The 23,406-nt window shown below is 66.8% G+C and carries 21 protein-coding genes and 1 tRNA gene; 14 read left to right on the forward strand and 8 right to left on the reverse strand.

Annotated features, from left to right (window positions below; all coding sequences use genetic code 11):
* Positions 1-103: 103 nt before the first annotated feature.
* Complete coding sequence (locus ACE026_RS03730; protein WP_486037935.1) at positions 104-1,849, forward strand: S8 family peptidase; 1,746 nt, start codon at positions 104-106, stop codon at positions 1,847-1,849.
* A 65-nt stretch (positions 1,850-1,914) separates the two neighbouring features.
* On the opposite strand, the gene ACE026_RS03735 is transcribed toward ACE026_RS03730, so the two are convergent.
* The 3 genes from ACE026_RS03735 to wrbA form a co-directional block, all read right to left on the reverse strand.
* Entirely contained in the window at positions 1,915-2,400 is a 486-nt protein-coding gene (locus tag ACE026_RS03735; RefSeq protein ID WP_121044584.1) for an asparaginase domain-containing protein, read from the reverse strand.
* Between the two features lie 103 nt (positions 2,401-2,503).
* Positions 2,504-2,851, reverse strand: coding sequence for a DUF2069 domain-containing protein (locus ACE026_RS03740; protein ID WP_486037937.1), 348 nt, complete (start codon positions 2,849-2,851; stop codon positions 2,504-2,506).
* Positions 2,848-3,438: an NAD(P)H:quinone oxidoreductase gene (gene wrbA, locus ACE026_RS03745; RefSeq protein ID WP_019186096.1), complete on the reverse strand. Its 591-nt coding sequence runs from the start codon at positions 3,436-3,438 to the stop codon at positions 2,848-2,850. Before wrbA ends, ACE026_RS03740 begins: the two co-directional genes overlap by 4 nt.
* A gap of 133 nt (positions 3,439-3,571) precedes the next feature.
* Between wrbA and ACE026_RS03750 the strand changes: the two genes are divergently transcribed.
* A complete protein-coding gene (locus ACE026_RS03750; RefSeq protein WP_486037940.1) occupies positions 3,572-4,846 on the forward strand; it encodes a YihY family inner membrane protein in 1,275 nt (424 codons plus the stop codon).
* Positions 4,843-5,406 carry a TlpA family protein disulfide reductase gene (locus tag ACE026_RS03755; protein WP_486037942.1) on the forward strand — a complete coding sequence of 188 codons (564 nt, stop codon included), beginning with the start codon at positions 4,843-4,845 and terminating at the stop codon, positions 5,404-5,406. The genes ACE026_RS03750 and ACE026_RS03755 overlap by 4 nt, the downstream gene beginning before the upstream one ends.
* 112 nt (positions 5,407-5,518) lie before the next feature.
* Here the strand turns inward: ACE026_RS03755 and ppk2 are convergent, their stop codons facing one another.
* From ppk2 to hemA, 4 genes are read right to left on the reverse strand one after another with little or no spacing between them, the layout of a single operon-like run.
* Positions 5,519-6,298 (reverse strand): polyphosphate kinase 2, encoded by a 780-nt coding sequence (gene ppk2 / locus ACE026_RS03760; RefSeq protein WP_486037944.1) that lies wholly within the window; start codon positions 6,296-6,298, stop codon positions 5,519-5,521.
* Positions 6,299-6,349: 51 nt separating this feature from the next.
* A complete protein-coding gene (locus tag ACE026_RS03765; RefSeq protein WP_486037946.1) occupies positions 6,350-8,059 on the reverse strand; it encodes an O-linked N-acetylglucosamine transferase, SPINDLY family protein in 1,710 nt (569 codons plus the stop codon).
* Positions 8,060-8,084: 25 nt separating this feature from the next.
* Positions 8,085-9,170: a peptide chain release factor 1 gene (gene prfA, locus ACE026_RS03770; RefSeq protein WP_486037997.1), complete on the reverse strand. Its 1,086-nt coding sequence runs from the start codon at positions 9,168-9,170 to the stop codon at positions 8,085-8,087.
* On the reverse strand, positions 9,148-10,446 hold the full coding sequence (gene hemA / locus ACE026_RS03775; protein ID WP_019186102.1) for a glutamyl-tRNA reductase: 1,299 nt from the start codon (positions 10,444-10,446) through the stop codon (positions 9,148-9,150). The genes prfA and hemA overlap by 23 nt, the downstream gene beginning before the upstream one ends.
* A 65-nt stretch (positions 10,447-10,511) precedes the next feature.
* On the opposite strand from hemA, the gene ACE026_RS03780 reads away from it, so the two are divergent.
* From ACE026_RS03780 to ACE026_RS03825, 10 genes are all read left to right on the forward strand, one after another.
* Positions 10,512-12,200 carry a tetratricopeptide repeat protein gene (locus ACE026_RS03780; RefSeq protein WP_486037949.1) on the forward strand — a complete coding sequence of 563 codons (1,689 nt, stop codon included), beginning with the start codon at positions 10,512-10,514 and terminating at the stop codon, positions 12,198-12,200.
* Entirely contained in the window at positions 12,197-12,856 is a 660-nt protein-coding gene (lolB, locus tag ACE026_RS03785) for a lipoprotein insertase outer membrane protein LolB (protein ID WP_486037951.1), read from the forward strand. The genes ACE026_RS03780 and lolB overlap by 4 nt, the downstream gene beginning before the upstream one ends.
* The gene (gene ispE, locus ACE026_RS03790) at positions 12,853-13,722 is read left to right on the forward strand and encodes a 4-(cytidine 5'-diphospho)-2-C-methyl-D-erythritol kinase (protein WP_486037953.1); all 870 of its coding nucleotides are present in this window, start codon (positions 12,853-12,855) and stop codon (positions 13,720-13,722) included. The genes lolB and ispE overlap by 4 nt, the downstream gene beginning before the upstream one ends.
* A 9-nt stretch (positions 13,723-13,731) precedes the next feature.
* A tRNA-Gln gene (locus ACE026_RS03795) sits at positions 13,732-13,808 on the forward strand.
* A gap of 136 nt (positions 13,809-13,944) precedes the next feature.
* Positions 13,945-14,904: a ribose-phosphate diphosphokinase gene (locus ACE026_RS03800; RefSeq protein ID WP_026070235.1), complete on the forward strand. Its 960-nt coding sequence runs from the start codon at positions 13,945-13,947 to the stop codon at positions 14,902-14,904.
* 111 nt (positions 14,905-15,015) lie between these two features.
* Positions 15,016-15,630, forward strand: a complete 615-nt coding sequence (locus ACE026_RS03805; RefSeq protein WP_102789571.1) for a 50S ribosomal protein L25/general stress protein Ctc — start codon at positions 15,016-15,018, stop codon at positions 15,628-15,630.
* A gap of 80 nt (positions 15,631-15,710) precedes the next feature.
* Positions 15,711-16,289, forward strand: a complete 579-nt coding sequence (gene pth / locus ACE026_RS03810) for an aminoacyl-tRNA hydrolase (protein WP_486037955.1) — start codon at positions 15,711-15,713, stop codon at positions 16,287-16,289.
* Between the two features lie 41 nt (positions 16,290-16,330).
* On the forward strand, positions 16,331-16,912 hold the full coding sequence (locus tag ACE026_RS03815) for a DMP19 family protein (RefSeq protein WP_486037957.1): 582 nt from the start codon (positions 16,331-16,333) through the stop codon (positions 16,910-16,912).
* Positions 16,913-17,008: 96 nt separating this feature from the next.
* The gene (ychF, locus tag ACE026_RS03820; protein ID WP_088434937.1) at positions 17,009-18,100 is read left to right on the forward strand and encodes a redox-regulated ATPase YchF; all 1,092 of its coding nucleotides are present in this window, start codon (positions 17,009-17,011) and stop codon (positions 18,098-18,100) included.
* 379 nt (positions 18,101-18,479) lie between these two features.
* On the forward strand, positions 18,480-19,124 hold the full coding sequence (locus tag ACE026_RS03825; protein ID WP_486037960.1) for a hypothetical protein: 645 nt from the start codon (positions 18,480-18,482) through the stop codon (positions 19,122-19,124).
* A gap of 247 nt (positions 19,125-19,371) precedes the next feature.
* Here the strand turns inward: ACE026_RS03825 and ACE026_RS03830 are convergent, their stop codons facing one another.
* Positions 19,372-22,119, reverse strand: coding sequence for a TonB-dependent receptor plug domain-containing protein (locus tag ACE026_RS03830; RefSeq protein ID WP_486037962.1), 2,748 nt, complete (start codon positions 22,117-22,119; stop codon positions 19,372-19,374).
* A 168-nt stretch (positions 22,120-22,287) separates the two neighbouring features.
* Between ACE026_RS03830 and ACE026_RS03835 the strand changes: the two genes are divergently transcribed.
* A complete protein-coding gene (locus ACE026_RS03835) occupies positions 22,288-23,304 on the forward strand; it encodes a cyanophycinase (protein ID WP_486037963.1) in 1,017 nt (338 codons plus the stop codon).
* The last annotated feature ends 102 nt before the right edge of the window (positions 23,305-23,406 follow it).

The following is a 23,406-nucleotide window of genomic DNA, read 5'->3' on the forward strand; positions in this document are numbered from 1 at the left end:
ACTCACTCACCGGGCCGATCCGCGCCATCGCTTCAGCAGCCCCCGGATCGGAGCCGGATTCTCAGCCGCGACGACGGCATTCACTGTCTGAAAGGGAAATCCGATGTCTCATGTCTCGCAACACCGTTTGCGTCAGCGTGCATTGGTGGTACTGGGCGCGTCCGTTCTGTCCACCCTGCTGCTGGCCACCCCGGCGTTCGCCGGCGATGTGCAGTTGAGCGGCCTGTCCTCGGCGCCGACCCATCAGCGCTTCATCGTGAAGTACAAGGATGGCAGCAGGGAGGTCGCCACCCCGACCGCACTGGCCAACTCGCTGAAGGCCGCCGCCGCGGCCGTGCCGGCGGCCCAGGGCCGCGCGCTCGGCCTGCAGAAGCTGCGCCAGTTGGCGATCGGCCCGACCGTGGTCAAGGCCGACCGCCCGTTGGACAGTGCTGAAGCCGAGTTGCTGATGCGTCGCCTGGCCGCCGACCCGGGCGTGGAATACGTTGAAGTCGATCAGCTGATGCAGGCCACGCTGGTGCCCAACGACACCCGCTTCTCCGAACAGTGGGGCTTCGGGACGAGCAACGCCTCGATCAACGTGCGCCCCGCCTGGGACAAGGCCACCGGCACCGGCGTGGTGGTGGCGGTGATCGATACCGGCATCACCAACCATCCGGATCTCAACGCCAACATCCTGCCCGGCTATGACTTCATCAGCGACGCGGCGATGGCGCGCGACGGCGGTGGCCGCGACAACAATCCCAACGACGAAGGCGACTGGTACGCCGCCAACGAATGCGGTTCCGGCATTCCTGCGTCCAATTCCAGCTGGCACGGCACCCACGTGGCCGGCACCGTCGCGGCAGTGACCAACAACAGCACCGGCGTGGCGGGCACGGCGTTCAACGCCAAGGTCGTCCCGGTGCGCGTGCTCGGCAAGTGCGGCGGCTACACCTCCGACATCGCCGACGCGATCGTCTGGGCGTCCGGCGGCACCGTCAGCGGCGTCCCGGCCAACGCCAATCCCGCCGAAGTGATCAACATGTCGCTTGGCGGCGGTGGCAGCTGCTCCACCACCTACCAGACCGCGATCAACGGCGCCGTCTCGCGCGGCACCACGGTGGTCGTCGCGGCCGGCAACAGCAACACCAACGTGTCCTCTTCGGTGCCGGCCAACTGCGCCAACGTCATCGCTGTCGCCGCCACCACGTCAGCCGGCGCCCGTGCCAGCTTCTCCAACTACGGTACCGGCATCGACATCTCGGCCCCGGGGCAGGGCATCCTCTCCACCCTCAACAGCGGCACCACGGTGCCGGGCAGCGCATCGTATGCCTCCTACAACGGCACTTCGATGGCGGCCCCGCACGTGGCCGGCGTGGTCGCGCTGATCCAGTCCGTCGCCCCCGCCGCGCTGAGCCCGGCGGCCATCGAAAGCCTGCTCAAGAGCACCGCACGGCCGTTGCCGGGCGCCTGCTCCGGCGGCTGCGGCGCGGGCATCGTCGATGCCGATGCGGCGGTGACGGCGGCGCTGGGCGGGACCAATCCCAACCCGGGCACCGGCAACGTGCTGCAGAACAACGTGCCGGTCACCGGGCTTGGCGCCGCCAGTGGTGCTTCGCTGGCCTACACCGTGACCGTGCCGTCCGGCCGCAGCCAGCTGAAGGTCACCCTCGCCGGCGGCAGCGGCGATGCCGACCTCTATGTCCGCAATGGCAGCGCGCCGACCGACACCGTCTACACCTGCCGCCCGTACCTCAGCGGCAACAACGAAACCTGCACCATCGCCTCGCCGGCGGCAGGTACCTGGCACGTGCGGGTGAAGGCCTACTCGACCTTCTCCGGGGTCACCCTCACCGCGCAGTACTGATCGCGTTCCATCGCCCCAACGCAGAACGCCCCGGCATGCCGGGGCGTTCGTTCAATCAACACCGATTACGCAGCTTCGAACCGGTTGGCGGCCACGTTCTTGCGCACCTGTTCCGGATTCCAGATCCGGCCGTTCATCGCGATGTACACACCGCTCGGCAACGACTGCACCGCACCGATCGCACAGCCGATGTTGAACTCCGCATCCGAGCCGCGGAAGCGCGCCGGGCTCAACGCACCGGTCATCACGATCGTCTTGTCGGTGATCGACTTCAACACCTGGCCCGTCTGCACCATCGAATCGGTGCCGTGCGTCACCAGCACATGCCGCGTCGGCTGCGCGGCGATCGTCGCCCGGATCAACTCACGGTCATCGTCGGTGATGTGCAGCGAATCCTTGCGCAGGATCGGGATCACATTGAAACGGAAGGTCACGCCCAGCTCGCGCAGGATCATCCCGATCTGCGGATCACCGATCTGATAGTCAGACTTGTCGTCGAAGTAGATCTTGTCGATCGTGCCACCGGTGGTGATGATCAGTAGTTCTTCCATTGCAAGCATCCTGGGTACCAGACAGAAGGGCACGGAACCGCCGCGCCGACCCGTAGATGATACGGCTGCCGCCCGCCCGATGCAGGCGCGCGCCGCAGCGACCTCAGCTGGCCGGCGTCCTGCGCCCGAAGCGACGCCGCAGCCCCGGCGTGCTGGCCACCCCGATCACGGCCAGGGCCAGGCCCAGCTCGAGCCAGCCCCAGAGCGCCACCTCCGGATGGCTCCAGGCGCTCATCACCCCATGGCTGAACCAGAACAGCGCCAGCACCCCGGCCCAGAACATCGCCTTGCCACGCCGCACCAGCACGCCCAGCGCCAGCAGCAGCGGCGGCAGGGTGAACACCAGCTGGGTGGCCAGCCAATGCTTGTCCTGCGCGAACCAGACCGCGAACAGCACCGCCAGCGCCACCAGCAGCAGGGCCAGCACGATCTCCTGGGCGCGCGTACTCACGCCAGCCGCCGTGCGATATCGGCGACCCGCCGCCCCAGCGCCCGCGCCAGGATGCTCTCATCCTCGCTCGGCACCGGGTTGTCGTCCGCCCCGGCCACATGGCTGGCGCCATACGGCGTGCCGCCGGTGGTGGTGTGGCTCAGCGCCGGCTCGGTGAACGGGATACCCACGATCAGGCAGCCGTGGTGCAGCAGCGGCACCTGCATTGACAACAGCGTCGACTCCTGCCCACCGTGCAGCGAGGCCGTCGAGGTGAACACGCCCGCCGGCTTGCCGGCCAATGTCCCGTTGACCCACTCCGCGCCCAGCCCATCCAGGAAGTGCTTCACCGGCGCGGCCATGTTGCCGAAGCGGGTCGGGCTGCCCAGCAACAGCCCGGTGCATTCGGCGAGGTCGGCCACGCTGACATACGGTGCGCCATCCTCGGGCACCGGCGGCAGCGCGGTCTGCGTCACCGCCGCCACCGGGGGCACCGTGCGCAGCCGCGCGCTCATGCCCGGCACCTCGCCGATGCCGCGCGCAATCTGGCGGGCAAGCCGTGCCACTGAACCGCCACGGCTGTAGTACAGCACCAGGATCTCCGCCATTTCGCTTTCATCTCATTGCGTCCGATGCGGGCAGTATGGCAACGCAGCCGGCTCAGGGCGAGGTCCGTGCCCGGGCCGGGCACCGTGAGCGGGCGTGCATGCCCCACACCCGTCATCGGGTACCCTTGCGCCGATGGAACCTCTCGATACGATCAACCTGTGGATCGAACGCGTCCGGGATCGCGCGCGCACGATCAGCTTCGGCCGCTTCCTGTGGCGCCGCTTCCTGGATGACCGCCTGTTCCAGGCGGCCGCCTCGCTGGCCTACACCACGGTGTTCGCGCTGGTGCCGCTGGCCATCGTGGTGTTCGGAGTGCTCTCCGCGTTCCCGGTGTTCGACCGCTGGAGCGACACCCTCAGCGACTACGTGTTCTCCAACTTCGTGCCCAACGCCGCGCGCGCCGCCGAAGGCTACCTGCGACAGTTCTCGGCCAGTGCCGGGCAGCTGACCGCCGCCGGCTTCATCGCGCTGGTGGTATCGCTGCTGATCACGCTCAATAGCGTGGAGGAAACCTTCAACCAGATCTGGCGGGTGAGTTCGACCCGGCCCAAGCTCACCCGCTTCCTCGTGTACTGGACCGTGCTCACGCTTGGCGCGATGCTTGCCGCCGCCTCGCTGGCGGTCTCGGCGCGGGTGTTCGCGCTGCCGCTGTTCGGCACCAGCGAGGGCCGCTGGCTGGCCAACGTCTCACTGACGGTCGCGCCGATCCTGATCGAGTTCGTCTGCATCATGCTGGTGTATCGCGTGGTGCCGCACCACACGGTCAAATGGCGCCATGCCGTCCCCGGCGCGATCCTGGCCGCGATCATGCTGGAGTTGGTGAAGTGGGGCATGGGCGCCTACCTGGGCAGCTTCCAGTCCTACCAGAAGCTTTACGGCACGGTCGCCTTCGTGCCGATCCTGCTGCTGTGGATCTACCTGTGCTGGGTCTCGGTGCTGCTCGGCGCATCGCTCGCCTCCTCGATCGCCGCGTTCCGCTACCAGCCGGCCGACCTGCGCCTGCCGGTGGGGTATGAGATCTACGGCCTGCTGCGCCTGATCGGTCGCTTCCACCAGGCGCGTGCCGATGGCCGCAGCCTGGATGACGACGAGATCCTGAAGCTGGAGCCGATGCTGACCGATTCGCTGTTGCAGACGTTGCTCTGCGATCTGGAAGCGATCCGCGTGGTGCGCCGCGACGAGCAGGGCGAATGGCTGCTCGCGCGCGACCTGGACAAACTCACCCTGGCCGACCTGTACGAGACCACGCAGATGCGGATCCCGATCAAGGAAGCCTACCTGCCCTATCGCGACGACAGCCTGGGCACGGCCTCGGTGGCCGCGCTGGACACCTTGCGCCTGCCGCTGCGCGAACTGCTCAAACGCCGCGTCAGCGACATCTACTCGACCCCCGGAGACACACCATGACCGCCAAGCCCCTGCTGCTGGCCCTGGGCATGCTGACGCTGGCCGCCTGCAACAAGCCCGCCGCACAGAGCGAGGCCACCGCGCCTGCCGCCCCGGCCCCGATCAACGAACCCGCCGCGCCGCCGACCGAAGCCGTGCCGGCCACCGAGCGCAAGACCGTCGAACAGCCGACGCTGAAAGCCAAAGCGCTGGACGGCACCGACTACGATCTGGCCGCGCACCGCGGCAAGTGGGTGGTGGTGAACTTCTGGGCAACCTGGTGCGCCCCGTGCCGCAAGGAAATGCCCGAGCTCTCCGCGCTGCACGCCATGCGCAATGAGATCGAGGTGGTCGGGCTGGCCTTCGAAGACATCGAGCCGGCCGAGATGAAGGCCTTCCTGGAGAAGCGTCCGGTCACCTATCCGATCGTGATCGTGGATACCTACAACCCGCCGGAAGACTTCGCGATCCCGCGCGGCCTGCCGATGACCTACCTGATCGCGCCGGATGGCAAGGTCGCCAAGGAGTTCCTTGGCCCGGTCACCGCGCACGACATCGAAGCGCGGATCAAGGAAGGCTGAGCCTGACGGGCGTGCCGGTGGATAGCCGGCACGCCTTTGCCCCGCTGCGCGCGGTAGACCCACGCCGTGCGTGGGTACCGAGTGCAGCAAAGCATCCACGCATGGCGTGGATCTACGTGGTGACAAAGGGTTCGATCGGCTTCAGCACGCCGAAGTGCTCCTTGTACAGCTTGCCCTTCAACGGCGGCAGCGCCAGCACGGGTTCGTCCACGCGGGTATCGGGCAGGCGGTCGAGCAGGTTGCGGATCAGGCCCAGCCGCCCGCGTTTCTGGTCGTTGAAGTCCACCAGCGTCCACGGGGCATCGTCGTTATGCGTGGCGCGCAGCATCACTTCGCGGCTCTCGGTATAGGCGCTGTACTTGCTGCGTGACTTCAGGTCCACCGGCGACAGCTTCCAGCCCTTGAGCGGATCGAGGTGGCGCTCGGCAAAGCGCTTTTCCTGTTGTGCCTGGTCCACGCTGAGCCAATACTTGAACAGCACGATGCCATCGTCGATCAGCAGCTTCTCGAACACCGGCGTCTGCGCCAGGAAGCTGCGGTACTGCGCCTCGGTGCAATAGCCCATCACATGCTCGACGCCGGCGCGGTTGTACCAGCTGCGGTCCATCAGCACGATCTCGCCCGCCGCCGGCAGGTGCGAGACATAGCGCTGGAAATACCACTGCGTGCTTTCGCGATCGGTTGGCTTGGGCAGCGCGACCACCTTGCACTGGCGCGGATTGAGATGCTCGGCGATCGCCTGGATCGCACCGCCCTTGCCGGCCGTGTCGCGGCCTTCGAACAGCACCAGCACGCGCTGCCCGGTGTGCTGCACCCAGCGCGCCATCGCCGCCAGTTCCAGTTGCATCGGTTCCAGCAGGGCCTGGTAGTCCTTGCGCTTGAGCTTGCCCATCGGCGTGCCTCGGTGATTCACAGGGAAGCCCGAGCCTAGCGCAGCCGATGCTCAGGCGATGTGTGGGCCCTGCCAGCCGCGTTCGCGCGCGAGCGTTTGGATCACCTCGGTGAGGTCGCGCGCGAAACCGGCCATGTCGAACAGGCCGCTGGCCTCGCGCCGTTGCGCCAGCGTGGCGCGCGCGGCCTGCAGCGCAGCCGGGTCGTTGCCGAGCTGGATCGCGGTGGCCACGAACGCGGCGTCATCGGCCACGTTGAAATCATGCATGCCCAGATGATGATTGAGGCTGCTGGCCACGCGCGAGGCGAACGTTGTGCCGGGGCAGGTCAGCACCGGGCAGCCGGCCCACAGCGCATCGGAGGCGGTGGTGTGGGCGTTGTAGGGATGCGTGTCCAGGAACAGGTCGGCATGCTGGTAACGCGCCAGGTACTGCGGGTGGGGCAGGCGCGGCATGAACACCAGCCGCGCCGGATCCAGCTGCGCCTGGCGTGCCGCGCTGCGCAGGCGCGCGTCGGCGTTGCCCGGGCCGGAGAGCAGCCACAGCACGCTGCCGGGTACGCCCTGCAGCACCGCGAACAGGCGCTGCACGCTGCGCGGATTGAGCTTGTAGCTGTTGTTGAAACAGCACAGCACCACGCCCTGCGCAGGCAGGCCGCAGTCCTCGCGCGAGGGCACCGGCTCAAGCACGCGGGTGTTGTCCGAGGGCTGGAACGCACGCGGCAGGCGTCGCACGTTCTCACTGAACGCCGGTTCCAGCGCGTTGGGCAGCACAAAGGCATCGGCCAGTAGATGATCGATCCACGGCGCGCCGGAGGTGCCCGGGTAGGCCAGCCAGTTGATCTGCACCGGGGCCGGGCGCATCGCCAGCACCTGCGGGGTGCCGCCACCGCCCCAGCCGCGCAGATCGAACAGCACATCGATGCTGGCCTCGCGGATGCGCCGGGCGATCACCTGATGCGGCTGCGCGCTGACATCGTGCAACGTGTGGGCGGCCTGCTGCAGGCGCTGACGGATGCTGCTGCCGTCATCCGCGCTGAGCGCGAACAGGTGCAGGTCCAGCATGCCCAGCGCGCGCAGCTGTTCAAACAGGGCGACGGTCAACAGGCCGGTCGGATGCGCGCCGAAGCCGTTGGAGAGGAAGCCGACCCGCAGCGTGCCGTGCGGGCGCACCGTGGCCGGCGGCAACCGCGGGATGCCTTCGGCCAGCGCCGCCGCGCGCTGGCGGGCGCAGGCCAGCTGCTCGGCGGCGCTGCTGTCTTCGCTGAGGAAGGCGAACGGCTCGACCACCGCCTGGCCCTGCGCGACGGCCTGGCGCACCAGCGCCGACAGCCGCTCCAGATCCCGCCAATCGCACAGCCGGCGCTGCCAGTTGAGCAGCTGCGCGGTGATGTAGGGCTCGCCCGGCAGCAGGCGATGCGCATGGCGATAGGCATCGGCGGCCGCTTCGGGCTGGCCGGCATCTTCCAGTGCGTGGCCGAGCCACAGGGTGATGCCGGGATGTTGTGGGGCGCGATCCGCCGCCTGGCGCAGCAGCGTGGCCGCCTCGCCGTGGCGGCCCTGCATCCAGCGTGCGCGACCCAGCCGGGCCAGCGCTTCGGGATGGTCGCCGCGCAGCTGCAGGGCGCGTGTGGCGGCCTGTTCGCCGGCACGCACATCGCCGGCCTCCAGCTCCGCGTCGGCCAGCATCACCCAGGCGATGAAGTCCGCCGGTTGCCGCTGCACGGCTTGGCGCAACTGCAGGCGCTGCGGATCGGCACTCATCGCTGCCGCTCGGCGGCCGCCATGCTCAGTTGCCTTCCGCGAGCCGGGCCAGCTCGTCGGCCTGGTGTTCGTGGGTCAGGCGGCTGACCAGCGCATCCAGATCGCCGGTCAGGATGTTGGGCAGGTCGTACAGGGTCAGCCCTTCCACGCGGTGGTCGGTGATCCGTCCCTGCGGGAAGCTGTAGGTGCGGATGCGCTGGCTGCGGTCGCCACTGCCGACCTGCAGGCGGCGGCTTTCGGCCTGGGCGGCGGCCTGCTTGCTGCGCTCGGTATCCAGCAGCTGTGCTTTGAGGCGCTTCATCGCCTTGTCGCGGTTGGCGTGCTGGCTGCGCTCGGTCTGGCACTCCACCACCACGCCGCTGGGCAGGTGGGTGATGCGGATCGCCGATTCGGTCTTGTTGACGTGCTGGCCACCGGCGCCGGAGGAGCGGTAGGTGTCCACGCGCAGGTCGGCCGGGTTGATCACCACGTCTTCGACGTCGTCCGCCTCGGGGATGATCGCCACCGTCGCGGCCGAGGTATGGATGCGGCCCTGCGACTCGGTCGCCGGCACGCGCTGCACGCGGTGCGTGCCTGATTCGAACTTCAGCCGTGAGAACGCGCCACGGCCGACCACGCGCGCCACCACTTCCTTGTAGCCGCCATGTTCGCCCGGGTTGTCCGATTCGATCTCGACCTTCCAGCCCTGGCGCTCGGCATAGCGGGCGTACATGCGGAACAGATCGCCGGCGAAGATCGCCGCCTCGTCACCGCCGGTACCGGCGCGCACTTCCAGGAACAGGTTGCCCTCATCGCGCGGATCGCGCGGCACCAGCAGCAGGGCCAGTGCTTCGTCCAGCTGCTGCAGGCGCTGCTGCGCGGCGATGATTTCCTCGTCGGCCAGTTCGCGCAGGTCCGGGTCCTCGCGCATCGCTTCGGCGGCGGCGAGATCGGCCTTGGCGCGGGCTTCGTCGGCCAGCGCAGTGGCGACCGGCTCCAGCTGCGAAAACTCGCGCGAGAGCGCGCGGAAACGGTCGTTGTCGCCGACCACGGCCGGGTCGGACAACAGGCGTTCCAGTTCTTCGCGGCGCTCGGCCAGCGCTTCCAGCTTACGGCGCAGGGTCGGCGTCATCATTCCTCGCTACATCGGTACGCACGGCAGGGTGCTGGTAACCCGGCTTGGCCGGGAACAGGCGCTCGGCGGCGCGGGTGAGTTCAGTATCGCCGCTGAGCGCGGCCGCGCGCAGGGCGGCGGTCGGCGGGTGCAGCAGGCGGTTGGTCAGGCCGTGCGCGAGCAGCTCGAGCACCTCTTCCGGTGATTTGCCGTGGGCCAGTTGCTGGCGGGCTTTCTCCAGCATCTCCACGCGGGTCGCTTCGCCATAGGCGCGCAGCTGCCGCAGCGGGGCCTGGTGCACGCTGGCCTGCAGCGTTTCCACGAAGCGGGCGACCTGCAGCTCGATGATCGCCTCGGCCTCGGCCGCGGCTTCGCGGCGGCTGCGGCGGTTGTCTTCGACCGCGCGCTCCAGATCATCCACGGTGTACAGGAAGGCGTCGGCCAGTTCGCCCACGCCGGCCTCGATATCGCGGGGCACGGCCAGATCGAACAGCAGCATCGGCTTGTGCTTGCGGGTTTTCAGTGCGGCAGCCACATGTGCGCGAGTGATCACCGGCTCACGCGCGGCGGTGGCCGAGAACACCACGTCGGCCTCGCCCAGGTGGCGGTCCAGCTCACTCAGGGGCAGGGCGACGCCGCCATGACGGCTGGCCAGCTCCTGCGCATGGGCCAGGGTGCGGTTGGCGATCAGCAGCCGCCGCACGCGCCCTTCGCTGAGATGGCGCGCGGCCAGCTCGATGGTCTCGCCGGCGCCGACCAGCAGCACGGTGGAATCTTCCAGCCGCGCGAACGAGTTCTGCGCCAGGCGCACCGCGGTGGAGGCCACCGAGACCGGGTTGGCGCCCACGCGGGTATCGGTGCGGGCGCGCTTGGCCACCGAGAAGGTCTGCTGGAACAACCGGTCCAGGCGCTGGCCGAGCAGGCCGTGATCACGCGCCAGGGCCCAGGCATCCTTCACCTGGCCCAGGATCTGCGGCTCGCCCAGCACCATCGAATCCAGCCCGGTGGCCACCCGGAACAGGTGGCGCACCGCATCGGCGTCGGCGTGCTGGTAGAGGTACCCATGCAAGGTGCCGGCATGCGACTCCAGCCACTGGGCCAGCGCGTCACCGGATTCGGCCACCGCGTACAGCTCGGTGCGGTTGCAGGTGGAGAGCAGGACCGCCTCGGCCACCTGTGGCGTATCGCGCAGCGACGCCAATGCCTGGGGCAGGGCGTCGCCGCCAAAGGAGGCGCGTTCGCGCAGTTCCACTGGCGCGGTCTGGTGATTCAGTCCGAGCACCCACAGGGTCATTGTTCAGTTGCTTGCGATAAGCTGCTGGCCATTCAAGTCGTCATTTTAAGGCTCAGATGCCCCCGATGCCCGCATTGATTCGCATCTCTAGCGTTCTGCTGCTGTCTTTGTTCACCGCCAACGCCCTGGCCGCCCCCCCGGCAGCCCCGGCGAAGGCCAAGAACAGCACGGCCGAGGCGGTCCCCCTGGCCCCGGTCATGGCGGGCGAATTCGCCCTGCAGGCAGGCAAACTGGGCGACGCCGCGCGCTGGTACCTGGAGGCGGCCGAGGCCAGTGAAGGCGATGCCGGCCTGGCCGAGCGCGCCTCCCGGATTGCCATGCTGGCCAACGATGACAAGCGTGCCGCCCGCGCGCTGGCCCTGTGGGAGCAGCGTGCGCCGCGCTCACTGGCCATGCGCAGCAGCACCGCCGCGCTGGACATGCGCCAGAACAAGGTGAAGGCCGCCCGCACCGAACTGCAGGCGCTGCTCAAAGACCCGGACCCTACCGCCTGGAAGTTCGCGATCGGCGCCCTGATCAGCGGCGGCAGCGATCCCAAGGTTCCGGCCCAGGTGCTGGGCGAGCTGGTGGATGCCAATGCCATCCCCGACCGCCTGGAGGTCTGGCAGGAGTTCGGCCGCCTGGCCATGCGCATGGAGCAGCCCGAGCTGGCCCGGCGCATGGTGGATGAGGTGGTCAAGCGCTTCCCGGATGAGCCGCGCGTGGCCCTGCTGCACGCCAGTCAGCTCAACCAGGCCGGCAAGTCCGATGAGGCGCTGGCCCTGTTGAAGGGTGTGGAGCCCAAGACCACGCAGGACCCCGAGCTGCGCAACGCGGTGGCGATCTCTTACGACCTGATGGGCCAGCCTGCTGCGGCCGAGCGCGTGCTGGCGGTTGGCCCGCAGGATGTGCAGACCTACGGCATGCGCGCCTCGCTGCTGGCCAAGCAGAAGGACGACCCCGGCCTGCTGGCCCTGTATACCGAACTCTCCGGGCAGGCGACCAAGCCGGATCCGGCCCAGCGCCTGCTGCTGGGCAAGATCGCCGAGTACCTCAAGCGCTACGAGGAAGCGGTCAACTGGTATCACAGCGTGCCCGGTGGCCCGGAGCGCGATGAGTCGCGGCTGCGCGCGGCCAATGCGCAGAACGAACTGGGCCGCACCGACAAGGCACTGGCCGAAGTGCACGCGATCCAGTCCGATGCCACCGTTGATGACGATGCCCGCCGCGATGCCTATCTGCTCGAGGCCGAGCTGCGCCAGCGCGGCAACGACGATGCCGGTGAGCTGGACGCGCTGGCCCGTGGCCTGGCCGCGTATCCGGACGAAAACGCGCTGCTGTATGCCCGCGCGCTGGCCTGGGAGCGTCGCGATGACATCCCGCGCGCCGAGGCCGACCTGCGCAAGGTGCTGGTCACCGATCCGGAGAACATCGCCGCGCTCAACGCGCTCGGCTATACCCTGGCCGACCGCACGCAGCGTTATCAGGAAGCCTTGGAACTGATCGACCGCGCGCGCGTGGCCGAGCCGGACAACGCCGCCATCGTCGACAGTTACGGCTGGGTGCTGTATCGCCTGGGCCGCAACGAAGAAGCACTGGTGCAGCTGCGCCGCGCCTGGACCCTGGCCAAGGATGCGGAGATCGCCGCGCATGTGGGCGAGGTGCTGTGGGTGTTGAACAAGAAGGACGAGGCGCGCCACTTCTTTGAAGAGGCCCGCAAGCTGGACCCGGACAACCGCGCCCTGCAGCGCGTGATCGAGAAATACGGCGTATGAATCTGCTGTCCCTGAAGGCCGCGTTTGCTGCGGCCGTGGCGTTGTCGCTCTCTGCGTGCGTGTCCCTGGATGAGCGCAAGGCCCCCTCCGCCCCGACCGTGGTCACCACCGTCTCTCCCGCTGCGCAGCAGGCCGAGGTCGAGCGTGTCACTGCGGTGCGCGCGCAGCCGGCCTGGTCGTTCCAGGGCAGGGTGGCGATCAGCAAGGGCCGCAATGGCGGCAACGGCCGCATCGACTGGCAGCAGCAGGGCCAGGGATATGTGGTGGAACTCAGTGCCCCGGTCACCCGGCAGAGCTGGAAGCTGACCGGCGACAGCCATCATGAAGGCGGCCGCCTGGAAGGTCTGGAAGGCGGCACCCGCGAGGGCGACGATGCCCAGCAGGTCCTGCTGGACGCCACCGGCTGGGATATCCCGGTCAACCAGCTGCCCGATTGGGTGCGCGGCCTGATCGCCGATGCGGCCCCGGTCGAGCGCATCGAGCGCGACGGCGACGGCCGCCCGCGACGTGTGCAGCAGCTGGGCTGGGAGATCCAGTACCTGGATTGGTACCCGGCCGAGGCCGGTCGCCCGGTGCTGCCGCGCCGGATCGAAGCGGTCAATGGCGACGCCAAGGTCCGCCTGGTGGTCGACAGCTGGGTGCTGGCCACGCCATGAGCAGGCTGGATGCAGTCGACGGCGGGTCGACCTGGCCGGCCCCGGCCAAGCTGAATCTGTTCCTCCACATCACCGGGCGGCGCCCGGACGGTTATCACCAGCTGCAGACCGTGTTCAGGCTGCTCGATTGGGGCGATCGGATCCATCTGCGTGTCCGCGAGGACGGCCGGATCCGCCGTGAGGGCACCTCCGTGGCCGGCGTTGCCGAGGCCGATGATCTGGCGATCCGCGCCGCGCACCTGTTGAAGGATGCTGCGAACATCGCCCAAGGTGCCGATATCGGCGTCGAAAAGCGCGTTCCGGCTGGTGGTGGCTTCGGCGGCGGGTCCTCCGATGCCGCCACCGTCCTGGTCGCACTGAACCGCCTGTGGGGCGCCGGTCTGGAGGTCGACGCGCTGGCCGCGCTGGGTCTGCAGCTGGGCGCGGATGTGCCGGTCTTCGTGCGCGGGCACAACGCCTGGGCCGAGGGCGTGGGCGAACTGCTGACCCCGATCGCCCTGCCGCCGGCCTGGTTTGTGCTGGTCCATCCCGGCGTTCACGTGCCGACTCCCGCACTTTTCGCATCACCGGATTTGACGCGGGATGCCCCAGTGGCGAAAATAGCGGACTTCGCTTCCGGGTCTTTGCTCGGGAATGCGTTCGAGCCGGTCCTGCGCCGCCGCGAACCTGCCGTAGAGGCAGCGCTCGCAGCGTTGAGCAGTATCGGCCGGGCACGACTCACCGGGTCGGGAAGCGGTTGTTTCGTCGAGTTCGCCACGCGCGCTGCTGCAGAGCAGGGCCTGGCGCAATTGCCGAAGGAACTGCGGGCATGGGTGGCTGCGGGCGTGGAGCGCTCGCCACTGCTTGATGTACTCGAGCGTTACTGATTTTGATGCAGGGGCGTCGCCAAGAGGCCCAAGGCACCAGGTTTTGATCCTGGCATTCGGAGGTTCGAATCCTCCCGCCCCTGCCACTAGCGGATATCTGCCGCGACTCCATGCGCATGTCTGCGCGGGCGCGGTGCATACGCCGCGGTGTTGTCACCGCAGACACCTCCGGGTGCCGGCGGCCCAGTTCTCCGCCAATCGCTCCCGCCCGAGACCGTCATGATGCAAGAACACCCCAACCTGCTGGTATTTTCCGGCAACGCCAACAAGCGCCTTGCGCAGAGCATCTGCAAGGAACTGGGGGTGCGGCCTGGCAAGGCATTGGTGTCGCGCTTCTCCGATGGTGAAGTACAGGTCGAGATCGAGGAAAACGTCCGTAAGCAGGACGTGTTCGTGATCCAGCCGACCTGCGCGCCCAGCGCAGAGAACCTGATGGAACTGCTGGTCCTGATCGATGCGCTCAAGCGCGCTTCGGTCAACAGTGTCACCGCCGTGGTGCCGTATTTCGGCTACTCGCGCCAGGATCGCCGCATGCGTTCCTCGCGCGTGCCGATCACCGCCAAGGTGGCCGCAAAGATGTTCAGCGCCGTCGGGGCTGACCGGGTACTGACGGTGGATCTGCATGCCGATCAGATCCAGGGTTTCTTCGACATGCCGGTGGACAACGTATACGCCTCGCCGCTGCTGCTCGCCGATATCTGGCGCGCCTACGGCACGGAAAACCTGATCGTGGTGTCCCCGGACGTGGGTGGTGTGGTGCGCGCGCGCGCCGTCGCCAAGCGCCTGGACGATGCCGATCTGGCGATCATCGACAAGCGCCGCCCGCGCGCCAACGTCTCCACCGTGATGAACATCATCGGTGACGTCGAAGGCAAGACCTGCGTGATGGTCGATGACATCGTCGATACCGCCGGCACCCTGTGTGCGGCCGCTGCAGCCCTGAAGGCGCGTGGCGCCCTCAAGGTCGCCGCGTACTGCACCCACGCCGTGCTCTCGGGCCCGGCGGTGGACAACATCAACAACTCCCAGCTCGATGAGCTGGTGGTGACCGACACCATCCCGCTGCGTGAAGAGGCGCGGGTGTGCAGCAAGATCCGCCAGCTCAGCGTGGCGGAAATGCTGGCCGAGACGATGCGCCGCATCGCCTTCGGTGAGTCGGTCAGCTCGCTGTACGTGGATTGATTTTTCCGCCCACCGGCAACGGTGGGTGGTTTCCCGGGGAGATCTGGTCGCGGATCTCCCCTCATCGCCTCGCCATCATGGCGCGGCAAACAACGAAGGTAGTAAATCAGCATGGCCAAGAATCATGAAATCAAGGTCGTCCAGCGCGAACTGCAAGGCAAGGGTGCGAGCCGCCGCCTGCGTGGCGCTGGCCAGATCCCGGCGATCATCTACGGCGGCGACGTCGAGCCGAGCGTCATCCAGCTCAACCACAACGAAATCTGGCTGGCCCAGCAGAACGAGTGGTTCTACTCGTCCATCCTGGACCTGAACCTGGATGGCAAGGTCACCAAGGTGCTGCTGCGTGACATGCAGCGCCACCCGTTCAAGCAGCTGATCCTGCATCTGGATTTCCTGCGCGTGAACGAGAACGAAGCGCTGACCGCCAACGTCCCGCTGCACTTCATCAACGAAGACACCTCGCCGGCTGGCAAGGCTGCCGACGTCGTGGTCACCCACGAACTGAAGGAAGTGAGCATCACCTGCCTGCCGAAGGACCTGCCGGAATCGATCGACGTCGACCTGGCCGACCTGAAGGCTGGTGACGTGATCTACCTGTCGGACATCAAGCTGCCGAAGGGCGTCGAGATCCCGGCGCTGGCCCAGGGCAAGGACCATGACGACGCGATCGTCACCGCCAAGCTCGGCAAGGAAGAAGCTGCCGACGAAGCGCCGGCTGCAGAGTAAGTGATTGCGGCGCCTGTCCTTCGGGGCAGGCGCCGTTTCTGTATGTACCGGCACAGCGCTGGTACCGACGAAGAAGAGTAATGACAGGATTGCGATTGATCGTTGGTCTGGGCAACCCCGGACCCGAGCACGCCCAGACCCGGCACAATGCCGGGTTTCGTTTCATTGACGCCCTGGTCGAACAGGCCGGCGCGCGCTGGAGCGTGGACAGCAAGTTGTTCGGCGAGACCGCCAAGGTCGATATCGCCGGCCAGCCGGTATGGCTGCTCAAGCCCGCCACCTTCATGAACCTCAGTGGCAAATCGGTCACTGCGGCGCAGCGCTTCTGGAAGATCGAACCGGAAGAAACGCTGCTGGCGCACGACGAGCTCGACCTGCCGCCCGGCGTGGCACGGCTCAAGTTCGACGGCGGCCACGGCGGCCAGAACGGCCTGCGCGACACCATCCGTCTGCTCGGCCATGGCAGATTCCACCGCCTGCGCATCGGCATCGGTCATCCCGGCCACAAGGACCGCGTGGTCCCGTGGGTGCTGGGGCGTGCCAGCAAAGACGATGATGTGCTGATCGGTCATGCCGTCAACGATGCGATCGACGTCCTGCCGCTGGCAGTGAAGGGCGATTTCAGCGAAGCGATGAAGCGGCTGCACACTCCGCGGTGAGCATGACAGACGGTCGCCTTCCCTGTTCCACATGCAGCGCCATGATTCTGCTGGCGACGGCAGCGCGTACAGGCGGCCAATGCATGCCGTGCAGCAATGGAACGCGCAAGGGCATGGAAGAAGCGCGACGACGCAAGAAGGAGGAGGGCGAGGAGCGAGCGCGATACGAAAAATCGGCAGAAGGACGCCACTGGCGCTGGCTGGTGGATCAGTTGCGTGATGGAGGGGCAGGATTCACTGGGTTGTCTGAACCCAACCAACGATATTTCGCGGTTACTTGCCTTTCCAATGAAGTGCATGGCGGGGGCTTCTCCACGTATTTTCATAATTCGTCGAGTTCTTACCACGCGCACGCGCTTTCGGGGCTTGAAGAGATGGAGGAGACCATCCTCCGCCAGATCGTAGTGGAGGCCCAACGATTGGTATTCGGCCTCGAGGAAGTGTCGTCGGACTGGGCGCTAAGGCGCGAAAGGATGTACGGTCAGCACGAAGAGTTGTCAGAGGAGGTGGAGGCTGCGCTTGATCCATTGGACCGGGCGTTTTGTTTGGCCAAAAATAGCGTCCGTCTGCAGGTGTCGTTGGAAAACTATGCAGAGAAGCACAATTTATACGCTACGTTCTGAAGTCTCGCGGCACTGGAAGATTGGGGATTGGGGCTTTGCCGCGGGGCGAAACCTTAATCCCGAATCATCCAACTACACTCAATCCGGATCCTAGACATGGGTATCAAATGCGGCATCGTCGGTCTGCCCAACGTCGGCAAATCGACCCTGTTCAATGCGCTGACCAAGGCGGGCATCGCGGCGGCCAACTTCCCGTTCTGCACGATTGAACCGAACGTCGGCATCGTGCCGGTGCCGGATCCGCGTCTGAACGAGCTGGCGGCCATCATCAACCCGCAGAAGGTCATCCCGACCGCGGTCGAGTTCGTGGACATCGCCGGCCTCGTCGCCGGCGCGGCCAGTGGTGAAGGCCTGGGCAACAAGTTCCTGGCCCACATCCGCGAAGTGGATGCGATCACCCACGTGGTGCGCTGCTTCGAGAATGCCGACGTCATCCACGTCAACAACAAGGTCGACCCGCTCTCGGATATCGACACCATCGATACCGAACTGGCCCTGGCCGATCTGGACAGCGTCGAGAAGGCGCTGAACCGCGCCGAGCGCGCTGCCAAGGGTGGCGACAAGGAAGCCGCGGCCCGCAAGCCGGTGCTGGCCAAGCTGCAGGCGGCGCTCGCCGACGGCAAGGCGGGTCGTACCGCCGGCCTGGACGAGGAAGAGAAGGCGCTGGTCCGTGACCTGTTCCTGCTGACCCTCAAGCCGGTGATGTACATCGCCAACGTGCTGGAAGACGGTTTCGAGAACAACCCGCATCTGGATGCCGTGCGCGCCCGTGCCGCCGAAGAAGGTGCGCAGGTGGTGCCGGTCTCGGCTGCGATCGAAGAAGAGCTGTCCCAGCTCGACGACGAAGACCGCGACACCTTCCTGGCCGACCTGGGCCTGTCCGAGCCGGGCTTGAACCGCGTGATCTACGCCGCGTACCAGCTGCTGGGCCTGCAGACCTACTTCACCGCAGGCGTGAAGGAAGTCCGCGCATGGACCGTGCGCAAGGGCGCCACCGCCCCGCAGGCCGCCGCCGTGATCCACACCGACTTCGAGAAGGGCTTCATCCGCGCCGAAACCATCGCGTATGACGACTTCATCAAGTACAAGGGCGAGGCCGGTGCCAAGGAAGCGGGTCGTCTGCGTCTTGAAGGCAAGGAATACCGCGTCCAGGAAGGCGACATCCTGCACTTCCGCTTCAACGTCTGATTCCATCGCACGTTGAGGTCCGCAACGCCCCGCCTTGAGCGGGGCGTTTGCGTTCGGGGAACCACCTTCCACGCCATGAACAGGCTGGATAAAAAATGACCAGCCATCGAAATGCTTGCCTGGTATGCCTCCGCCTCACTTGTCCACAACAAACCCCCACGCCTCTCCACGCACCATGTGGAAAACCCGCGCGCGGTAGTGCCGGCCGCTGGCCGGCAACCCATCTGACCCGCCCGCAAGCGACGTGGACAATTTTTGACCACTACTGAAAACCGTTGCAGTGCATCGCTCACACAGGGTTGTCCACAGCAAACCCCCATCGCTTTCCACGCCACCTGTGGAGAACCGATACTGAGGCCCCAATACGGATGTTGCCGCCATGACCGATCTTCCCCGCGAATCTGCACGCAGCGTGCTGGCCCAGCTCCTGCTGGTTACGGCCGTCCTGGTCTGTAGCGGCGTCGCCGTGATGCTGGTGCTGATCGCCTTCGCCGTGCAGCCCGATGCGCACCGATACGCCTACATGCCCATGCTGATGGACCAGCGCCCCATGGCCGAGGCCACACTACGCTTTCTCCATGCGCGATTGACCGCTGATACGCAGGTGATCACTGTGATCGCGCTCCTGCTGGCCAGTGCGTCATGGAGGTTGGCCCGCGCAGCCAAGGCCGCCTGTCTGCGCCACAACAGTCGCCCGCTACCGCCCGCCCTGCCGGCTGTCCGGGCGCGCAAACGCCTGCTTGCCTGGTGCATCCGCCTCGGCCTTGCCAGCGCCGCCGTGCCGCTGCTCTACAGCACCTGGGTGTTGGCGCTGGATATCATCGTCCTGCTGCTCAGCCCGGATCCTTATCCCGCGGCTGAGCGGGCGGACAACGCCTTGCAGGTGCTGTACTGGACATTGAGCGCGAGTGGAAAGCTCCCGATCACCGTCGCCTGCGTGATGGTGCTGGTGGCTGTGGCGACGGCGTATTGGCTGACGAACCGGCTGTTGTACCCGCCGGGCGTCAAGCCGGACATCAGGTAGCAGTGTTTGCCTGGCGTTTCGGCCCGGCTGTATTGCCTGGACAAAAAATCGCCACACCCTGAAAGCACTGCGCTGCATGGCTTGCATGCACTTGTCCACACCAAACCCCCATGGCTTTCCACGACGCATGTGGAAAACAAAGACAGCGCATCCGGCAATGGGTGAATCCGACCAGCGGCCACGGAGCACAAAAAAAGACGGAGGCAATGCCTCCGTCCTTGATCCCCTATCGGCAATGAAACGGCGCTTACAGCGCCGTACCGCCAAACTTGTGCGTGTACTGCAGGTTGATCGTCCGGCCCACGGTGTCGAACCAGGAGACGTCGTAGTACGGATACGGCGTGTACGTGGCATCCTTCGGCGGCATCTTGTTGGCGATGTTGACCACCGACAGCGACAGGCGCGAATGATCATCGAAGCGGTACTGCAACGACACGTTGTAGCGGTACGTCGCCCCGATCCACGGGCTGTCGCCGCTGTCCGGATCAAAGCTCTGGTCGTAACTGTCGTAGGTTGGCAGTTTGCCCAGCCGTGAGCCGTACAGCGTGGCCGACCACGCCGCGTTCTCCCACGTCACACTCGCACTGGTCTTGGTGCGCGGAATGTCGAAACCGCTGTTGACCGCGAACTGGTCCTCGACCACATCGCCGTCAAACTGCTGGAAATCGTGCGTCTTCACCCAGGTGTGGTTGCCGCTGAGGATGAAATCGCCGATCCCGGTGCTCAGGCGGTAGCGCAGGCCCACATCGATGCCGCGGGTCGTTTCGCGCGCGATGTTGATCGGGCTCACGTGCACGCCATACAGGCGGCCATCACTGGTGCGGGTAACCCGGCTGATCGCATCCACGCAGGTCGGGGACGCCGCGTCCGCGTCCCCCAGGCGGCAGGCCGCCTCGTCGCGCAGAATGGTACTCACATCCATGTCCTGCACCTGGTCGCGCATGTCGATATCGAACCAGTCCACCGACAGGTCCAGTCCCGTTGCTGGCGACCACACAAAACCAGCGCTCCACGAGGTGCTGGTTTCCGGGTCCAGCTTGCGGTTGCCTTCGCGCGTGCGGATCAGGTTCTCTTCGTAATCCGAGCAGTCATCGCCGCCGTCCACCGCGCAGGCGTAGTAGTCGTTGGCACTGGTTTCATCATTGCCCGGGCCGGCGTACACGTAGTGCAGGTCCGGTGCGCGGAACGCGGTGCCGTAAGAGCCGCGCACCAGCAGCGTATCGATCGGGCGCCACTCCAGGCCACCGCTCCAGGTCGCCTTGCCGATCGTGTTGCCGGAGTAGCGGTATTGGTCAAAACGGCCGGCCACGCTGACGTTGAACGTGTCATGCAGCGGCAGGCGCAGCTCGGCCGCGGTCGCCCAGCGGTTGCGGCTGCCGTGCCCGTCCGAATCCTTCCAGCTGTAGTAGTAGTACTGCGTCGCCAGCGGGTCCGGATTCAGCGCGTAGGACTGGTTGCCGAACTCGGCGGTCGCCGCGAAGCCGGCCTTGCCGCCCGGCAGCTCGAACAGCTCTCCGTTGGTCAGGGTCAGCGCGGCGGTATCGGTACGCGACTTCGGGGTATAGGTGGTGCGTGCAGCGATCGAATCGTACTCGCTGCGGCTCAGCGGCCGGTACAGGCGCGCCGGGTCGGCGTTGAACACCGGGAACACGTTGTCGTCGTCATCGGTGTACTCGCCCAGCTGCTCGCCCAGGAACAGCGCATTGGCCTTGGCGGCGATGATCTGCGGCCAGCGGATGCTGGATTGGTACTGCGAATGGCTCAGCGAGGCCTCGTATTCCCAGTCCGCACCGAGCGCGCCCTTGAACCCGGTGGTCACGCTGAAGGTCTTCTGGGTGCTGCGCACCATGCCGTTGTTGAGTCCGCCCATTTCCTCGGGGGAGAACTGGCGCTGCCAGAACTCCACCTGGTCGGTGGCCTGGTTGTAGAAGTAGCCGTCCTCATTGCCGTCGGCGGCCATGCGGCCCCACTGGGTGACATCGCGCATCAGCGCCAGGTCGTGATAGCCCATCTGCACATCGGCGAACCATTCCGCGCCGTTGTCGAAGGCGTAGCGCAGCGAGGCATAGCCGTTGGCACCGCGGCGCTTGCTCAGGATCGTGCCGTAGCCGATCGAGCGGTCGCTGCCGCAGTAGAAGCCATACCGCGCACGCTCGGCGTACTGGGTGCTGCCGTTGTTCTGGCCGGCCAGCGCATCGCAGGTGGCCTGGCCCGGGTCCAGGTAGTCGTCGTTGTAGTCGGTGCGCAGGTAGGCGCGGCGCAAGGCGCGGGCGCTCTCGGTCGGCGCGTCCAGCGTGGAATCCTGCTGGCCACGCTCATAGGCCCACAGCGGCGTCTGCGACTGCAGCTCCAGGCTGTAGACCGCGCTGAAACGGCCGGCGTCGAAGCCACTGGCAATGCTCATGTCGAAGGACTCACCGCCGCCTTCGCTGGTGGTGCCCATGCGCATGTTGACCGTGGTGCCATCCACCTGCTTCTTCAGGATGAAGTTGACCACGCCGGCGATCGCGTCAGAACCATAGATCGCCGAGGCGCTGCCGGTCAGCACTTCGATGCGCTCGATCATCCCGATCGGGATGTTGGAGACGTCGGTGAAGTTGCTGCGGCCCTGGAAGGGCATCGGGAAATCGGCGATGCGGCGGCCGTTGACCAGCACCAGGGTGTGGTTGGGGCCAAGGCCGCGCAGGTCCACCTGCTGCGCACCGGGGGAGAAGTCCGCGCCGCTGGAGGACTGCTGGCTCTGGGTCTCACCTCCGTTCTGGGTCATCGAGCGCAGCACGTCCGGCACGCTGGTGAAGCCGCTGGCCTGGATCTGCTCGGCAGTGATGACGGTGACCGGGGCCGGCCCCTCCACCTGCGCGCGCGGAATGCGCGAGCCGGTGACCTGCACCGTATCCAGTTGCTGCACCCCGGGGGCGGGCGTCTGGGCGCCCGCAGTTGCGGCCACACCCATCAACGCCAGCTGGATCGACCACGCCATCGCCTGTTTACGCATGAGAATTCTCGAGAAGAAAGTGTCGGCCTCGAGGGAGGCCTGTCCCCCATTCACATTTCGCGAATGGACGGCGCGCATTTAACGCCTTTTTTACGGGGTTGACCACTGCCAATTTCTCTGGCAAAGAGTGAAAGCGCTTACACGCCCGTTTTATTCAGGGAGTTCAACGTGCACAAGGGTTTCCGGCCGATCCATTCCTTGCTGTGGTTGCTGCTTGCAGCGCTCTCGCTCCCCCTCCACGCCCAGACTCCGCGCAGTCTGCAGGATCGGGGCTACCGCTATTACGAGGTCGGCGCCCTCCAGGCCCCGCAGGCGCCCCACACCGAGCCGGCGATGATGCTGATGGGCGGCGGCGAGTGGGTACCGGCAGCCTTCCAATGGTGGTTGGCGCGCGCCGGCCATGGCCGGGTGGTGATCCTGCGCGCCTCCGGTGCCGATGAGCTGCAGAACCGGCTGTATCGGGAGATCGGCGGCGTGGCATCGGTACAGACCCTGGTGTTCAACAGCCGCCGCGCGGCGGACGACCCGGCCGTGCTGGGGGTGATCGCCGCCGCCGATGCGATCTTCATCGCCGGTGGCGACCAGGCGCGCTATATCCGTTTCTGGAAGGGCACGGCGGTGAACGCGGCGCTCAATGCACACGTCCGCGCCGGCCGGCCGATTGCCGGCACCAGTGCCGGGCTGGCCATCCTGGGGGGCTACAGCTACGGCGCCCTGGATGGTGGCAGCGTGACGTCCCGCCGCGCGCTGCGCGATCCGATGGGCAGGGCAGTGACCCTGGACAGTGATTTCCTGGCCATGCCGTACCTGTCCAACGTGATCACCGATACCCACTTCGGCAAGCGCGACCGGCTCGGCCGCCTGATCGTCTTCGTGGCCCGTGCCGCCCAGCGCAGTGGGCAGCAGGACATGGTCGGTCTCGGCGTGGATGAAGACACCGCGCTGTGTGTTGAGGCCGACGGCACCGGACAGGTATTCAGCCGCGATGGCGGCTATGCGTGGCTGGTGATGCCGCAGCGCGCGGCCGATCGCCTGCGCGGCGGTAAACCGCTGGATTTTCTGGCCATTCCGGTCACCGGGGTAGGCGAGGGAAGTCGCCTGCATCTGGCTGGCTTCCAGGTGGACGACGCGGCGTTCGAGGTGACGGCGGATATCCGGGAGGGACGCCTGCAGCTGCGCCGGTAGATCCTCGCCAAGCGTGGATGCTGTGGCGGGCGTTTCGACGTCATGGCCACGCGCGTGGATGGCCCGACGCGCGTGCCATGATGAGGCCTCGTCCCTTGAGAG

The organism is Stenotrophomonas sp. AGC87 (assembly GCF_057333975.1).

Excerpts from the sequence above, each read along its gene's own strand:
- ACE026_RS03730 (WP_486037935.1), top strand. The coding sequence starts at position 104 with ATGTCTCATGTCTCGCAACACCGTTTGCGTCAGCGTGCATTGGTGGTA.
- ACE026_RS03735 (WP_121044584.1), bottom strand. The coding sequence starts at position 2,400 with ATGGAAGAACTACTGATCATCACCACCGGTGGCACGATCGACAAGATC.
- wrbA (WP_019186096.1), bottom strand. The coding sequence starts at position 3,438 with ATGGCGGAGATCCTGGTGCTGTACTACAGCCGTGGCGGTTCAGTGGCA.
- ACE026_RS03750 (WP_486037940.1), top strand. The coding sequence starts at position 3,572 with ATGGAACCTCTCGATACGATCAACCTGTGGATCGAACGCGTCCGGGAT.
- ACE026_RS03755 (WP_486037942.1), top strand. The coding sequence starts at position 4,843 with ATGACCGCCAAGCCCCTGCTGCTGGCCCTGGGCATGCTGACGCTGGCC.
- ppk2 (WP_486037944.1), bottom strand. The coding sequence starts at position 6,298 with ATGGGCAAGCTCAAGCGCAAGGACTACCAGGCCCTGCTGGAACCGATG.
- ACE026_RS03765 (WP_486037946.1), bottom strand. The coding sequence starts at position 8,059 with ATGAGTGCCGATCCGCAGCGCCTGCAGTTGCGCCAAGCCGTGCAGCGG.
- prfA (WP_486037997.1), bottom strand. The coding sequence starts at position 9,170 with ATGACGCCGACCCTGCGCCGTAAGCTGGAAGCGCTGGCCGAGCGCCGC.
- hemA (WP_019186102.1), bottom strand. The coding sequence starts at position 10,446 with ATGACCCTGTGGGTGCTCGGACTGAATCACCAGACCGCGCCAGTGGAA.
- ACE026_RS03780 (WP_486037949.1), top strand. The coding sequence starts at position 10,512 with ATGCCCGCATTGATTCGCATCTCTAGCGTTCTGCTGCTGTCTTTGTTC.
- lolB (WP_486037951.1), top strand. The coding sequence starts at position 12,197 with ATGAATCTGCTGTCCCTGAAGGCCGCGTTTGCTGCGGCCGTGGCGTTG.
- ispE (WP_486037953.1), top strand. The coding sequence starts at position 12,853 with ATGAGCAGGCTGGATGCAGTCGACGGCGGGTCGACCTGGCCGGCCCCG.
- ACE026_RS03800 (WP_026070235.1), top strand. The coding sequence starts at position 13,945 with ATGCAAGAACACCCCAACCTGCTGGTATTTTCCGGCAACGCCAACAAG.
- ACE026_RS03805 (WP_102789571.1), top strand. The coding sequence starts at position 15,016 with ATGGCCAAGAATCATGAAATCAAGGTCGTCCAGCGCGAACTGCAAGGC.
- pth (WP_486037955.1), top strand. The coding sequence starts at position 15,711 with ATGACAGGATTGCGATTGATCGTTGGTCTGGGCAACCCCGGACCCGAG.
- ACE026_RS03815 (WP_486037957.1), top strand. The coding sequence starts at position 16,331 with ATGATTCTGCTGGCGACGGCAGCGCGTACAGGCGGCCAATGCATGCCG.
- ychF (WP_088434937.1), top strand. The coding sequence starts at position 17,009 with ATGGGTATCAAATGCGGCATCGTCGGTCTGCCCAACGTCGGCAAATCG.
- ACE026_RS03825 (WP_486037960.1), top strand. The coding sequence starts at position 18,480 with ATGACCGATCTTCCCCGCGAATCTGCACGCAGCGTGCTGGCCCAGCTC.
- ACE026_RS03830 (WP_486037962.1), bottom strand. The coding sequence starts at position 22,119 with ATGCGTAAACAGGCGATGGCGTGGTCGATCCAGCTGGCGTTGATGGGT.